Origin of the sequence: Pseudomonas sp. B20(2017), from assembly GCF_002113125.1 — a bacterium.
In the GTDB taxonomy this organism is placed as follows: domain Bacteria; phylum Pseudomonadota; class Gammaproteobacteria; order Pseudomonadales; family Pseudomonadaceae; genus Aquipseudomonas.
The window spans coordinates 40467-54926 of record NZ_NEJP01000023.1; the positions used below are offsets into that span (position 1 = coordinate 40467).

The following is a 14460-nucleotide window of genomic DNA, read 5'->3' on the forward strand; positions in this document are numbered from 1 at the left end:
GGTCAGGCAACCGTCAGGGCGGACACCACCAGATCGCAGCTGCGCTGGGCGTAAGCCGTCAGCACGATGCGGATCTGCGGCAGGTCACGGGCGAGGACGGCGGCCAGCAGGCGTTCGAACAGTTCGAGGAACTCGCTCATCTCGGCCTTGCGCTGCTCCAGCGCGAGGAAATATGCACGGCTCATGGCCGGTTGCAGGTTCTCGACGGTTTCCTGCAGGTACGGGTTGTTGGCGAACGGGTACGCGGCGCGCATCACGTTGAAACTGTCGTCGACGAAGGTGCGGATGTCCTGACGCTCGTAGCTGGCGGTCAGGCGCTGCTGGATCTGCACGAACGGCGCCATGTCGGACTGGACTTGCCAGCCATTGGCCACCGCGTTGCCGAGCAAGATGTACAGCTCGCTCATCAGCGTGCACAGGCTCTGCACCTTGTGCGCCGTCAGCTCAGTGACGTGGGCGCCGCGGCGCGGCAGGATCGCGATCAGGTGACGGCGCTCGAGGATCAGCAAGGCTTCGCGGACCGAGCCGCGGCTGACGTTCAGCGCCAGCGTGACCTTCTGTTCCTGGATACGCTCTCCCGGCTTCATTTCGCCGCGAATGATCCGTTCGGCGAGGTGGTGAGCGATTTGCTCGGCGAGGCTGTCCGGCGCCTTGAACGTCATGGTTGTCCTTCAAACTCTTCGATCTGCACAAGCGGCGCAGTGTAGCGCAATGCGCGGTCATGGCGGAGTGCCCGCACAGCGGTTTTTGGCACGAATCCCGCAAAAAAGCGCTTGATCCAATGAGGGTCAATACTGAAGAGACACGTGGTTGAGCGACAAAACGGCTTTTCCTGACCTTTAAGTCAGAAAACCATTGACCGAAAAGTCAGACCTGCTAAATTCGGCTCAAGTCGCTCAACAACAATAATGAGTCTGCGAGGCCTTCCGTGATCCAGTTTTTACTTAACCAGGAACTCCGTAGCGAGCACGCCCTGGACCCGAACCTGACTGTGCTCAACTACCTGCGCGAACACGTGGGTAAATCCGGCACCAAAGAAGGCTGCGCCAGCGGTGACTGCGGCGCTTGCACTGTGGTGGTCGGCGAGTTGCAGACGGATGACGATGGCCGCGAGCACATTCGCTATCGCAGCCTCAACTCGTGCCTGACGTTCGTTTCGTCGCTGCACGGCAAACAACTCATCAGCGTCGAAGACCTCAAGCACAAGGGCGAACTGCACAGCGTGCAGAAAGCCATGGTCGAGTGCCATGGTTCGCAGTGCGGTTTCTGCACCCCCGGTTTCGTGATGTCGCTGTTCGCCCTGCAAAAGAACAGCGATGCACCGGATCATGCCAAGGCCCACGAAGCGCTGGCCGGCAACCTCTGCCGCTGCACCGGTTACCGGCCGATCCTGGCCGCCGCCGAACAATCCTGCTGCGCCAAGCAACCGGACCAGTTCGACGCCCGTGAAGCGGAAACCATCGCCCGCCTCAAAGCCATTGCCCCGACGTCGATCGGCGAACTCAACAGCGGCGACAAACGCTGCCTGGTGCCGCTGACCGTGGCCGATCTGGCCGACCTCTACGACGCTTATCCACAGGCCCGCCTGTTGGCCGGCGGCACCGACCTGGCGCTGGAAGTCACCCAGTTCTACCGCACCCTGCCGGTGATGATCTACGTGGGCAACGTCGCCGAAATGAAGCGCATCGAGCACTTCGAGGATCGCATTGAAATCGGCGCCGCTACCGCCCTCTCCGACTGCTACGAAGCGTTGAACGCCGAGTACCCGGACTTCGGCGAGCTGCTGCACCGCTTCGCCTCGCTGCAGATCCGCAACCAGGGCACCCTCGGCGGCAACATCGGCAACGCTTCGCCGATAGGTGACTCGCCGCCCCTGCTGATCGCCCTCGGCGCGCAGATCGTGTTGTGCAAGGGCGAGACCCGCCGCACGCTGGCGCTCGAGGATTACTTCATCGATTACCGGGTCACCGCGCGCCAGGAAAGCGAGTTCATCGAGAAAATCATCGTGCCTCGCGCCATGGCCGAGCAGCGTTTCCGCGCCTACAAAGTCTCCAAGCGTCTGGACGATGACATCTCCGCCGTCTGCGCCGCCTTCAACCTGCGCGTCGAAAACGGCGTGATCACCGACGCCCGCGTCGCCTTCGGCGGCATGGCCGCGATCCCGAAACGCGCCGCTCATTGCGAAGCCGTGCTGCTCGGTCAGCCATTCAACAACGCGGTGGTCGAACGCGCCTGCACCGCGCTGGGCGAGGATTTCACCCCGCTCTCGGACTTCCGCGCCAGCAAGGAATACCGCCTGCTCAGCGCGCAGAACCTGCTGCGCAAATACTTCATCGAACTGCAAACACCGCACATCGAGACTCGGGTGACCGCTTATGTCTAACCATCACGGCGTAGAGAAAACGCAAGCTGAACTGGCTGAATTGTTCGCCAGGGATCTGACCACCGGCGTCGGCCGCAGCGTCAAGCATGACAGCGCCGCCAAGCATGTGTCCGGTGAAGCGCAGTACATCGATGACCGCCTGGAATTCCCTAACCAGTTGCACGTTTACGCACGGTTGTCGGATCGCGCCCACGCAAAAATCATCAGCATCGACACCAAACCCTGCTATGCCTTCGAAGGCGTGCGCATCGCCATCACTCACGAAGACGTGCCGGGCCTGAAAGACATCGGCCCGTTGCTGCCGGGCGATCCGCTGCTGGCCATCGATGACGTGCAGTTCGTCGGTCAACCGGTGCTGGCCGTTGCCGCGAAAGACCTGGAAACTGCACGCAAGGCCGCGATGGCCGCGATCATCGAATACGAAGATCTGGAGCCGGTGCTGGACGTGGTCGAAGCCCTGCGCAAACGCCATTTCGTGCTAGACAGCCACACTCATCAACGTGGCGATTCGACCACGGCTCTGGCCACCGCCGAACATCGCATTCAAGGCACGCTGCACATCGGCGGCCAGGAACACTTCTATCTGGAGACGCAGATCTCCTCGGTAATGCCGACCGAAGACGGTGGCATGATCGTCTACTGCTCGACTCAGAACCCCACCGAAGTGCAGAAGCTGGTGGCCGAAGTCCTCGACGTATCGATGAACAAAATCGTGGTCGACATGCGCCGCATGGGCGGTGGTTTCGGCGGCAAGGAAACCCAGGCCGCGAGCCCGGCATGCCTGTGCGCGGTGATCGCGCACCTCACCGGCCAGCCGACCAAGATGCGCCTGCCACGGGTCGAAGACATGCTGATGACCGGCAAGCGTCACCCGTTCTATGTCGAGTACGACGTGGGCTTCAACAGCACCGGACGCCTGCACGGGATTGCGATGGATCTGGCCGGCAACTGCGGTTGCTCGCCAGACCTGTCGGCCTCGATCGTTGACCGGGCGATGTTCCACTCGGACAACTCGTACTACCTCGGCGATGCGACCATCAACGGTCACCGCTGCAAGACCAATACCGCGTCGAACACCGCATACCGTGGTTTCGGCGGCCCGCAAGGGATGGTCGCGATCGAAGAAGTGATGGACGCCATCGCCCGTCACCTGAACCTCGATCCGCTGGCCGTGCGCAAGGCCAACTACTACGGCAAGACCGAGCGCAACGTCACTCACTACTACCAGACCGTCGAGCACAACATGCTCGAGGAAATGACCGCTGAACTTGAAGAAAGCAGCCAGTACGCCGAGCGCCGCGAAGCGATCCGTCGCTACAACGCCAACAGCCCGATCCTGAAAAAAGGCCTGGCGCTGACCCCGGTAAAATTCGGCATTTCCTTCACCGCCAGCTTCCTCAACCAGGCTGGTGCGCTGGTGCACGTCTATACCGACGGCAGCATCCATCTGAACCACGGCGGCACGGAAATGGGCCAGGGCCTGAACACCAAAGTCGCGCAGGTCGTGGCCGAAGTGTTCCAGGTGGAAATGGACCGCGTGCAGATCACCGCGACCAACACCGACAAGGTGCCGAACACCTCGCCGACCGCGGCTTCCAGCGGTGCTGACCTCAACGGCAAAGCTGCACAGAACGCAGCAGAAATCATCAAGCAACGCCTGGTCGAATTCGCCGCACGGCACTACAAGGTCAGCGAAGAAGACGTGGAATTCCACAACGGCCACGTCCGTGTGCGCGACCACATCATGACCTTCGAAGCGCTGATCCAGCTGGCGTATTTCAACCAGGTGTCGCTGTCGAGCACCGGGTTCTACAAAACCCCGAAAATCTACTACGACCGCAGCCAGGCCCGTGGCCGGCCGTTCTACTACTTCGCCTTCGGCGCGGCGTGCTGCGAAGTGCTCGTCGACACCCTGACCGGCGAGTACAAGATGCTGCGTACCGACATCCTCCACGACGTCGGCGCCTCGCTGAACCCGGCCATCGACATCGGCCAGGTTGAGGGCGGCTTTGTTCAGGGCATGGGCTGGCTGACCATGGAAGAACTGGTGTGGAACAACAAGGGCAAGCTGATGACCAATGGCCCGGCCAGCTACAAGATCCCGGCCGTGGCGGACATGCCGCTGGACCTGCGGGTGAAGCTGGTGGAAAACCGCAAGAACCCGGAGGACACCGTGTTCCACTCCAAGGCTGTCGGTGAGCCGCCGTTCATGCTTGGCATCGCCGCGTGGTGCGCGATCAAGGATGCGGTGGCCAGCCTCGGCGACTACAGGCATCAACCGAAGATCGACGCGCCGGCGACCCCGGAGCGGGTGTTGTGGGGTTGCGAGCAGATGCGCCAGCTCAAGGCGGTGAAAGCCGTCGAGGCTGAAACCGAGTTGGCTCCGCTCTAAGGACCGAGGCGCGGCCTTCGCGGGCAAGCCCGCTCCCACAGAGATATGCGCTGACTGTTGGACTTGTGCAAATTCAATGTGGGAGCGAGCTTGCTCGCGAAGAGGCCCGAATAGACAACGACAGATGTCGAGGTGAACATGTACAACTGGATCGACGCCCTCGCCGACCTGCAGAACCAGGGCGAACCCTGCGTTCTGGTGACGATCATCGAAGAGCTCGGCTCGACGCCGCGCAATGCCGGCTCGAAAATGGTCGTCAGCGCCCGCCAGACCTTCGACACCATCGGTGGCGGGCACCTGGAATACAAAGCCATGCAGATCGCCCGCGAGATGCTCGCCAGCGGCAAGCAGGACACCCATCTGGAGCGCTTCAGCCTCGGTGCCAGTCTCGGCCAGTGCTGCGGCGGCGCGACAGTGCTGTTGTTCGAACCGATGGGCCAGGTGCAGGCGCAGATCGCCGTGTTCGGCGCCGGTCATGTCGGTCGCGCGCTGGTCCCCTTGCTCGCCAGCCTGCCCTGCCGGGTGCGCTGGATCGATTCCCGGGAAGAGGAATTCCCCGAGCAGATTCCCCACGGCGTGCGCAAAATCGTCGCCGAGGAGCCTGTGGATGAAATCGACGACCTGCCCGCCGGCAGCTACTGCATCGTCATGACCCACAACCATCAACTGGATCTGGAACTCACCGCCGCGATCCTCAAGCGCAACGACTTCACCTGGTTCGGCCTGATCGGCTCGAAAACCAAACGGGCCAAGTTCGAACATCGCCTGCGTGACCGTGGTTTCGACGCCAGCGTCGTGCAACGCATGCGCTGCCCGATGGGCATCGGCGAAGTCAAAGGCAAGTTGCCTGTGGAAATCGCCATCTCCATCGCCGGCGAAATCATCGCCACCTATAACGCCAATTTCGGCCAGCACACCGCCAGTGCCGAACCGATTGCCAAACTGCTGCCGGTTTCCCGGCGCAGTCAGGCCGCCACACTCAAAGCCTCAAACTGATTAGAGAACCCTCATGCCTCTGACTCGCAAAGCTTACCGCGCCGCCATCCTGCACAGCATTGCCGACCCTGCCGAGGTCGGCATCGAAGCCTCCTACGAGTATTTCGAGGATGGCCTGCTGGTGGTCGATGGCGGCAAGATCAGCGCCCTCGGCCACGCCAGCGAACTGCTGCCGACCCTGCCGGCGGACATCGAGATCACGCATCACAAGGATGCGCTGATCACCCCGGGCTTCATCGATACCCACATCCACCTGCCGCAGACGGGCATGGTCGGCGCCTACGGCGAGCAACTGCTGGACTGGCTGAACACCTACACCTTCCCGTGCGAAAGCCAGTTCGCCGACAAGGCCCACGCCGATGAAGTCGCGGACATCTTCATCAAGGAACTGCTGCGCAACGGCACCACCACCGCGCTGGTGTTCGGCAGCGTGCACCCGCAATCGGTCAACTCGTTCTTTGAAGCCGCCGAGAAGCTGGATCTGCGGATGATTGCCGGCAAGGTGATGATGGACCGCAACGCGCCGGACTACCTGACCGACACCCCGGAATCGAGCTACGTCGACAGCAAGGCGCTGATCGAGCGCTGGCACGGCAAGGGCCGTCTGCACTATGCCGTCACCCCGCGTTTCGCCCCGACCAGCACCCCGGAACAGCTGACCCTCGCCGGCCAGTTGCTCAGCGAATACCCGGATCTGTACATGCAGACCCACATCAGCGAAAACCTCAAGGAAGTCGAGTGGGTCAAGGAGCTGTTCCCGGAGCGCAAAGGCTACCTGGACGTTTACGATCACTATAAATTGCTCGGCGAGCGTTCGGTGTTTGCCCACGGCGTGCACCTGTGCGACGACGAATGCGCGCGTCTGGCGCAGACCGGTTCAGCGGTCGCGTTCTGCCCGACCTCGAACTTCTTCCTCGGCAGCGGCCTGTTCAACCTGCCGATGGCCGAGAAGCATAAACTGAACGTCGGCCTCGGGACTGACGTCGGCGGCGGCACCAGTTTCTCGCTGCTGCAAACCCTGAACGAAGCCTACAAAGTGATGCAACTGCAAGGTGCGCGCCTGAGCCCGTTCAAGTCGCTGTACCTCGCCACCCTCGGCGGCGCGCGGGCGCTGCGTCTGGAAGACAAGATCGGCAACCTGCAACCGGGCTCCGACGCCGACTTCCTGGTGCTGGACTACAATGCCACGCCGCTGATGAGCTATCGCTTGAAGCAGGCCAACAACATTGCTGAAACGCTGTTCGTACTGATGACCCTGGGCGATGACCGCACCGTAGCTCAGACCTACGCGGCGGGCGCGCTGGTGCACCAGCGCTAACTGATTGCTCGATCGTTCCCACGCTCTGCGTGGGAATGCCTCTGGGGACGCTCCGCGTCCAGTGACGCGGAGCGTCACGGGCTGCATCCCACGCGGACGGTTCGACGTGGGAACGATCAGGACGCTAGTTTTCCGCAGACAAAAAAATCCCCCGGTACTTTTTAGTCCGGGGGATTTTTATTGCCTGTCAGGAAGTCTTCGCGAGCAAGCCCGCTCCCACAGGGGGAATGCATTTCAAAGCGGGCTTGCTCGCGAATGCCGCGACTCGGTGCCTGTCAGAGCTTGACCGCCGGCCGCCCCGGCTTCTTGGTCTGCAACAAGTGCGAGAACACTGCATGCAGATCGTCCGAAGCGCTTTCCTCGTCGAGGTTGAGCTTGCTGTCGATGTGATCCATGTGATGCATCATCAGGTCCACCGCCAGCTCGCCGTTGCGTGCTTCGATGGCGTCGATCAACTGGGTGTGCTCGTCATAGGAACAGTGTGAGCGGTTGCCGCTTTCATATTGGGCGATGATCAGCGACGTCTGCGAAACCAGGCTGCGCTGGAAGCTGATCAACGGCGCGTTCTTCGCTGCCTCGGCCAGTTTCAGGTGAAATTCACCCGACAACCGGATGCCGGCGCCGCGATCGCCACGGGAGAAACTGTCGCGTTCGTCATTGACCATCTGGCGCAGTTCGGCGATTTGCTCGGCGGTGGCGTGCTGCACCGCCAGCTCGGTGATCGCGCGTTCCACCAGACGTCGGGCGAGGAACACCTGACGCGCCTCTTCAACGCTCGGGCTGGCCACGACCGCGCCACGGTTCGGCCGCAACAGCACCACGCCTTCATGGGCCAGACGCGAGAGCGCGCGGCGAATGATGGTTCGGCTGACCCCGAAAATTTCCCCCAGCGCTTCTTCGCTCAACTTTGTGCCGGGCGCCAGGCGCTGTTCGAGGATGGCCTCGAAGATATGCGCATAGACAATATCGTCCTGGGTTCCGCTGCGGCCGGCTTTGCCTGCTCGCGGTTGTTTCTTGAGGGGTTGCAACTGTTCGTTCATGGGCACTCGAGTCGGGAAGAACGGCGGCGAATTGACCGTGACTGTAATACGGCACAGTGGGTCGCTGGCAAGTATCGCGTAAAAAACAGCGCGATTGTACACAATGGAAGGTGGCAACACGACTGTACGGCTGTTTGTGGCTTCGGCTGTATTGCAACGCTTCGTTACGTTTGAGTTTAGGCTTGATCGCAGAATCCGCGATCCCTGTGGGAGCGAGCTTGCTCGCGATAGCGGTTGGACATTCAACTCCTATGTCGACTGTTCCGCCGTCATCGCGAGCAAGCTCGCTCCCACAAGGGTTTCGCGTAGCTGCGAATATCTTCATTGGTACAAGGAATACCCCTGTCATGAACGAAATTACCCACACCCGACTGCGCCCGCTGGCGGACACATCGCCCTCCGCCATCGTCGCCGGCTTCATCGCGATGATGACCGGCTACACCAGTTCGCTGGTGCTGATGTTCCAGGCAGGGCAAGCGGCGGGCCTGAGCAGCGGGCAGATTTCTTCGTGGATCTGGGCGATTTCCATCGGCATGGCGGTGTGTTCGATCGGCCTGTCGCTGCGTTATCGCACGCCGATCACCATCGCCTGGTCGACGCCCGGCGCGGCGCTGTTGATCACCAGCCTTGGCGGCGTGACCTATGGCGAAGCGATTGGCGCCTATATCACCTGCGCGGTGCTGGTGACCATTTGCGGCTTGACCGGCAGCTTCGAACGGCTGGTGAAAAAGATCCCGGCCTCCCTCGCCGCGGCGCTGCTGGCAGGGATTCTGTTCAAGATCGGCAGCGAAATTTTCGTCGCCGCGCAGCACCGCACCGGCCTGGTGCTGGGGATGTTCTTCACTTATCTGATCGTCAAACGCCTGTCGCCCCGTTATGCGGTGCTCGCTGCGCTGCTGATCGGCACCGCGCTGTCGGGCGTCATGGGGTTGCTGGACTTCAGCGGTTTTCACCTGGAGGTGGCGACACCGGTCTGGACCACGCCGCATTTTTCCCTGGCCGCGACCATCAGCATCGGCATTCCGCTGTTTGTTGTGGCGATGACCTCGCAAAACATGCCCGGCATCGCCGTGCTGCGGGCCGATGGTTACAACGTCCCGGCCTCGCCGCTGATTACCTCTACCGGCATCGCGTCCCTGCTGCTGGCGCCGTTTGGTTCCCACGGCATCAACCTCGCAGCGATTAGCGCGGCGATTTGCACCGGGCCGCATGCCCATGAGGATCGCAACAAACGCTACACCGCTGCGGTGTGGTGCGGGATTTTCTACGGGATTGCCGGGGTGTTCGGCGCCACGCTGGCGGCGCTGTTTGCCGCGCTGCCCAAGGAACTGGTGCTGTCGATTGCTGCTTTGGCGCTGTTCGGTTCGATCATCAACGGCTTGAGCATCGCCATGACCGAGGTGAAGGAACGGGAAGCGGCGCTGATCACCTTCATGGTCACGGCGTCGGGGCTGACGCTGTTTTCCATCGGTTCGGCCTTCTGGGGGATTGTCGCGGGGGTGTTGACCTTGCTGATCCTCAACTGGCGCAAGGCCTGATGAAAAAACAGGCATAAAAAAACGGCGACCCTCGGGTCGCCGTTTTTTCAGTATCACTTGGCCGCGTTGATCGGCTTTTCCGGATACCAGACGTCCAGCAGCGGGCTGATTTCAGTCTTGGTCAGCTCGGTGCGGGTTTTCAGCCAGGCTTCCACGGCAGCGCGCTGCTCTTCGGAAACCGAACCACGCTTCTGCAGGCAAACCAGACCGAAGCCTTCGCCGCCGACATAGCCCAGACCATTGGCGTCCATGGCTTCTTTGATGAAAGCTTCGAGGAAAGCATCAATGGCTTCTTCGGACAGATCTTCTTTGAAGTCCAGGTTCAGTTCGAAACCCAGCTCTTGAAATTCATCGACGCACAGTTTTTTGCGCAGACGCTGGGAACGGTTAGTCGCCATTGGAACAATCCTCTTAAGTAATAACGGCCGGCACTTTACCAGTTTAAGCCGGCGATTGCCCGCCTATCCGGGACGTGCGTGCGACCGCCTGTAAAAAAATAACGAATTGGCACCCTTGCGAAAGGCACAAGCTGTTACACCTTGGGGCATAATGCCGACACTTTCATGACCACTGAGGGCCTTTTCATCCATGTCCTCGTCTTTTTTCCCCTCGGCTGTAGGGTTTTATTTCATATGATCAAATCGTTGCGTCCTCTGCTCCTGGCCGGTCTTCTTCTGCCACTGGCCTTGCCCGTCTCCGCTGCCACCATCAATACCGCCCTGACCCCCAACGTCGAAAAAGCCCTCAAGGCCAGCAAGCTGCAGCCCACTGCCCTGTCGCTGGTGATGGTGCCGCTGGACGGCCCGGGCACGCCGACCGTGTACAACGCCGACGTGTCGGTCAACCCGGCCTCGACCATGAAACTGGTCACCACGTACGCGGCGCTGGAAATGCTCGGCCCCAACCATCAGTGGAAAACCGAGTTCTACACCGACGGCGACCTGAACGGCGGGATTCTCAACGGCAACCTCTACCTCAAGGGTGGTGGCGATCCGAAGCTGAACATGGAAAAACTCTGGCTGCTGATGCGCGACCTGCGCGCCAACGGCGTGACCCAGGTCACCGGTGATCTGGTACTGGACCGCAGCTTCTTCGTGCAGCCGCAACTGCCGGAATTCAACGACGACGGCAACGACGAGAACAAGCCATTTCTGGTCAAGCCGGATTCGCTGCTGGTCAACCTCAAGGCCCTGCGTTTCGTGGCCCGCAATGACAATGGCCGGGTGTTGATCTCGGTCGAACCGCCGATTGCCAGCATCAACATCGAGAACACCGTCAAAGCGCTCAACTCCAAACAATGCACCGGCGGCGTGCGCTACAACCCGGTGCCGCAGGCCGATGGCAGCGTGACCGTGACCGTGGCCGGTCAGTTGGGCGAAGGTTGCAGCTCGCAGACTTACCTGTCGCTGCTCGACCACGCGACCTACACCGCCGGCGCCGTCCGGGCAATCTGGAAAGAACTGGGCGGTAGCATCCAGGGCAAGGATCGTCTGGCCCCGACGCCGAGCAGCGCCAAAGTGCTGGCTCGCGCGTTCTCGCCGGATCTGGCGGAAATCATCCGCGACATCAACAAGTACAGTAACAACACCATGGCTCAGCAGCTGTTCCTGAGCCTGGGCCAGAAATTCCGCAACGACGCCGACGGCGATGACGCCAAGGCCGCGCAACGCGTGGTGCGCCAGTGGCTGGCGAAGAAAGGCATCACCGCGCCGCATCTGGTGATGGAGAACGGCTCCGGTCTGTCGCGTTCCGAGCGAGTCAGTGCCCGTGAAATGGCCAACATGCTGCAAGCGGCCTGGCACAGCCCATATGCTGCCGAATACATCAGCTCGCTGCCGATTGCCGGCACCGACGGCACCATGCGCAAACGCCTGAAGACCACCGCGATGCGCGGCGAAGCCCACGTCAAGACTGGCACCCTGAACACCGTACGGGCGATTGCCGGTTTCAGCCGCGACGTCAACGGCAACACCTGGGCGGTGGTGGCGATCCTCAACGACAAGGCCCCGTTCGGCGCGTCGTCGGTACTGGATCAGGTGCTGCTGGATCTTTATAAACAGCCACGGACGCCGCAGACTGCTTCGGTCCTGTAATCCCCGTAAATGATTGTTCCCACGCTCTGCGTGGGAACAATCATCACAGCCGAAACTGCCGCCCCCCCAAACCTGATTGTTCCCACGTCGAGGCGTCGAACCGTCCGCGTGGGAATACAGCCCGTGACGCTCTGCGTCATTGGACGCGGAGCGTCCCCGGAGGCATTCCCACGTAAAGCGTGGGAACGATCATTCGAATGGGTCAGTTCATCTGCCGCTCGACCCGATCCCGTCCGCCCTGCTTCGCCGCGTACACCCCGGAATCCGCCCGCAGCAACAGCGCGTCCGCGCCCTCTCCCGGTCGCCAGCTGGCAATCCCGAAACTGGCCGTCACCACCCCCACCACGTCGATCGGTGCACTGCGCAGGCTGTGCCATAACTCTTCGGCCAGCATGAGGGCGTGATCACCGTCGATGTCCGGGCACAGCACCATGAATTCCTCGCCGCCCAACCGGCAGAACACGTCGGTACGCCGCAGACGATGGCCGATGCGCTCGCAGACCGCCTGCAACACGCGGTCGCCCACCGCATGACCGTACTGATCGTTGATCCGTTTGAAGTGGTCGATGTCGAGCATGATCACCGACAACTCACCACCACCACGCTCTACCCGCGCCATTTCGGTGGTCAGGCGCTCCTGGAAATAGCGCCGGTTGTGAATCCCGGTCAGGGCGTCGGTCACCGACAAGGCGCGCAACTCTTCTTCGACGCGCTTCAGATCGGAGATGTCGGAAATATAACCGTGCCACAGCACGCCGCCGCCCGGCAGTTCCTCCGGGGTCGCCTCGCCACGAACCCAGCGCAGGCCGCGTTCGGGCAACTGCACGCGATATTCCTCGCGCCACGGACTGAGGTTGTCCGCCGAGGCGCGGATCGACTTGCGCACACGACTGACGTCCTGCGGATGGATGCGGGTGAAGATCGCTTCGGCGTTGAGCAGCAGCACGTCCGGCTCCAGCTCGTAGATTTCGCGAATCCCGTCGCTGGCGTAGATCACACTGAAGCGCCCGTCGAACTCCATTTTGAATTGATAGATCCCGCCGGGAACGTGCGCGCTGAGCTTCTTCAACAGTACGTCCCGTGCGGCCAGCGCTTCGTGCACGCGCTTGCGTTCGGTGATGTCGATGCAGATCGCCAGATGGCCGACCCACAGCCCCTGCTCGTCCAGCACCGGCGTGGCCAGCATGTTCACTGGAATGTGGCTGCCATCCTTGCGCACCAGCGTCCACTCTCGCGCCTCGTGCCCGCCGACTTCGCCGCCCTCCACCAGCATCGCCTGACAGGTCGGAATGACCTTGCCATAACGGGTGCTGAGCTCCGCCGCGCGAGCCACCAGTTCCCGAGGGAAATGCAGGTTCTCCAGGGTCATGTGGCCGACCACTTCAACACTGCGATAACCGAGCATCTGCTCGGCACCGGGGTTGAAGGTGTTGATCACGCCACGCAGGTCGGTGGCGATGATTGCAACCTGGGTCGCCGCGTTCAGCACCCCGCGCAACTGGCCGTGAGTGCCGCGCAGTTCCTGTTCACGCTCATGCAGTTCCTGAGTGCGCAACTCGACCATGCGCAACGCGCGCTGGCGCTGACTGACCAGCACATAAAGCAGCGCGCTCAACAGGAGACTGAGCAATCCGCCCAGCACCACCACGCTGCCAACCGACGAATGGTTGGCCTGCATGAACGCTTCGCTGGGAAGAATATCCACCTGATAGTCGTGATCGGCCATGCGCACCAGCCGGGTGGCGGACAGATCGCTTGGCGCCGGTTCATTGGTCGACTCGAACAACACTTCATGTTGATCGCTGTTGGACAGATCGAGAATGCGTACTGACAGATAGTCATTGAGTGCGTCCGGCAAGCCGTCCGCCAGCAGTTGACGCATGCTGATCACTGCCATCACATAACCGAAAGAGACGTTTTCGCCCTGACGAACCACTGGCGCGACCAGCAGGACGCCGCGTGCATAAGCCGGCTCGATAGACACCAGATGCATCGGCTGCGACACCGCCAGACCGTGGAGCTGGTCAGCCCGTTCAAGGGTCGATCGGCGCAACGGTTGCGCCAGCAAGTCATACCCCAGCGGCGAGCCGAGCCGACTCTGGGTCTGGCTGTACACCACCACGACGTATTCATCGCGAGCCGCGGCCAGTTGCAGTTCGCCGCGTGCATTGAGTTCGAGCACGCTGAAGGTGGTCAGGCCCTCGTCTCGCACCTGTTTCTCGAACGCTGCACGCTCGGCGCCGCTCACCCGCAAGGCGAACGAATAGGCCTGGGTGCGCAGTAATAAAGGTCGGGTATAGCCGTCGAATTCGGCGCGGGACACCGATTCGGAGTTGGCGAAGAACCGTCGCAGGCCATCAAGGCGTTGCTCCTGATCCTGAAAACGTTCTTCGATGCGGCTGTAGCGCTCGTTGGCCAGTAGCTGAAAGCGTTGGCGCAACTGGCTATGAAACTGATTGAGGGTGCCCCAGGCCAGCAGCCCCGTGAGAATCCCGCCGGCGAGCAATACCAGCAGCCCGACCAGCCAGGCCGAGACGTCTTCGCTGATAAAACCCAATATCTTCGGGCGCACGGGGTGCAACGACATAAAAGCCACTCACTACGTCAGCATCTGCGGGAAAAACCCCATCGGCCGTGTGTGAGTTATAGCTATTAGCCACTAATTTGGCTAGTTCTGAACGGATCCAAGAGCCTTTAAAA

The 14460-nt window shown here is 61.4% G+C and carries 10 protein-coding genes; 6 read left to right on the plus strand and 4 right to left on the minus strand.

The annotated features are described in order from the left end of the window. Positions 1-2 precede the first annotated feature (2 nt). A complete protein-coding gene (locus tag CAF63_RS26165) occupies positions 3-662 on the minus strand; it encodes a GntR family transcriptional regulator (RefSeq protein WP_007952019.1) in 660 nt (219 codons plus the stop codon). 266 nt (positions 663-928) lie between these two features. Here CAF63_RS26165 and xdhA point away from each other — a divergent pair, with 266 nt between their 5' ends. The 4 genes from xdhA (at position 929) to guaD (ending at position 7089) form a co-directional block, all read left to right on the plus strand. After that, positions 929-2383, plus strand: coding sequence for a xanthine dehydrogenase small subunit (xdhA, locus tag CAF63_RS26170; RefSeq protein ID WP_085690179.1), 1455 nt, complete (start codon positions 929-931; stop codon positions 2381-2383). After that, positions 2376-4775: a xanthine dehydrogenase molybdopterin binding subunit gene (gene xdhB, locus CAF63_RS26175; protein ID WP_085690181.1), complete on the plus strand. Its 2400-nt coding sequence runs from the start codon at positions 2376-2378 to the stop codon at positions 4773-4775. Before xdhA ends, xdhB begins: the two co-directional genes overlap by 8 nt. A 138-nt stretch (positions 4776-4913) precedes the next feature. Continuing rightward, positions 4914-5771, plus strand: coding sequence for a xanthine dehydrogenase accessory protein XdhC (gene xdhC, locus CAF63_RS26180; protein ID WP_007952025.1), 858 nt, complete (start codon positions 4914-4916; stop codon positions 5769-5771). 13 nt (positions 5772-5784) lie between these two features. Further along, positions 5785-7089, plus strand: coding sequence for a guanine deaminase (gene guaD / locus CAF63_RS26185; protein ID WP_085690183.1), 1305 nt, complete (start codon positions 5785-5787; stop codon positions 7087-7089). 275 nt (positions 7090-7364) lie between these two features. Here guaD and CAF63_RS26190 read toward each other — a convergent pair whose 3' ends face one another. Then, complete coding sequence (locus CAF63_RS26190; RefSeq protein WP_007952027.1) at positions 7365-8129, minus strand: GntR family transcriptional regulator; 765 nt, start codon at positions 8127-8129, stop codon at positions 7365-7367. Between the two features lie 347 nt (positions 8130-8476). On the opposite strand from CAF63_RS26190, the gene CAF63_RS26195 reads away from it, so the two are divergent. After that, positions 8477-9667, plus strand: coding sequence for a benzoate/H(+) symporter BenE family transporter (locus CAF63_RS26195; RefSeq protein ID WP_085690185.1), 1191 nt, complete (start codon positions 8477-8479; stop codon positions 9665-9667). Positions 9668-9720: 53 nt separating this feature from the next. Here CAF63_RS26195 and CAF63_RS26200 read toward each other — a convergent pair whose 3' ends face one another. Beyond that, the gene (locus tag CAF63_RS26200; protein WP_085690187.1) at positions 9721-10065 is read right to left on the minus strand and encodes a YggL family protein; all 345 of its coding nucleotides are present in this window, start codon (positions 10063-10065) and stop codon (positions 9721-9723) included. Between the two features lie 234 nt (positions 10066-10299). Here CAF63_RS26200 and dacB point away from each other — a divergent pair, with 234 nt between their 5' ends. Then, the gene (dacB, locus tag CAF63_RS26205) at positions 10300-11760 is read left to right on the plus strand and encodes a D-alanyl-D-alanine carboxypeptidase/D-alanyl-D-alanine-endopeptidase (protein ID WP_039770010.1); all 1461 of its coding nucleotides are present in this window, start codon (positions 10300-10302) and stop codon (positions 11758-11760) included. Between the two features lie 202 nt (positions 11761-11962). On the opposite strand, the gene CAF63_RS26210 is transcribed toward dacB, so the two are convergent. Then, complete coding sequence (locus CAF63_RS26210) at positions 11963-14347, minus strand: diguanylate cyclase (protein ID WP_085690189.1); 2385 nt, start codon at positions 14345-14347, stop codon at positions 11963-11965. Positions 14348-14460: the final 113 nt, after the last annotated feature.

What these genes read in the sequence shown, in the direction of transcription:
- CAF63_RS26165 (WP_007952019.1), bottom strand. Translation starts at nt 662, where the DNA reads ATGACGTTCAAGGCGCCGGACAGCCTCGCCGAGCAAATCGCTCACCAC.
- xdhB (WP_085690181.1), top strand. Translation starts at nt 2,376, where the DNA reads ATGTCTAACCATCACGGCGTAGAGAAAACGCAAGCTGAACTGGCTGAA.
- xdhC (WP_007952025.1), top strand. Translation starts at nt 4,914, where the DNA reads ATGTACAACTGGATCGACGCCCTCGCCGACCTGCAGAACCAGGGCGAA.
- guaD (WP_085690183.1), top strand. Translation starts at nt 5,785, where the DNA reads ATGCCTCTGACTCGCAAAGCTTACCGCGCCGCCATCCTGCACAGCATT.
- CAF63_RS26190 (WP_007952027.1), bottom strand. Translation starts at nt 8,129, where the DNA reads ATGAACGAACAGTTGCAACCCCTCAAGAAACAACCGCGAGCAGGCAAA.
- CAF63_RS26195 (WP_085690185.1), top strand. Translation starts at nt 8,477, where the DNA reads ATGAACGAAATTACCCACACCCGACTGCGCCCGCTGGCGGACACATCG.
- CAF63_RS26200 (WP_085690187.1), bottom strand. Translation starts at nt 10,065, where the DNA reads ATGGCGACTAACCGTTCCCAGCGTCTGCGCAAAAAACTGTGCGTCGAT.
- dacB (WP_039770010.1), top strand. Translation starts at nt 10,300, where the DNA reads ATGATCAAATCGTTGCGTCCTCTGCTCCTGGCCGGTCTTCTTCTGCCA.
- CAF63_RS26210 (WP_085690189.1), bottom strand. Translation starts at nt 14,347, where the DNA reads ATGTCGTTGCACCCCGTGCGCCCGAAGATATTGGGTTTTATCAGCGAA.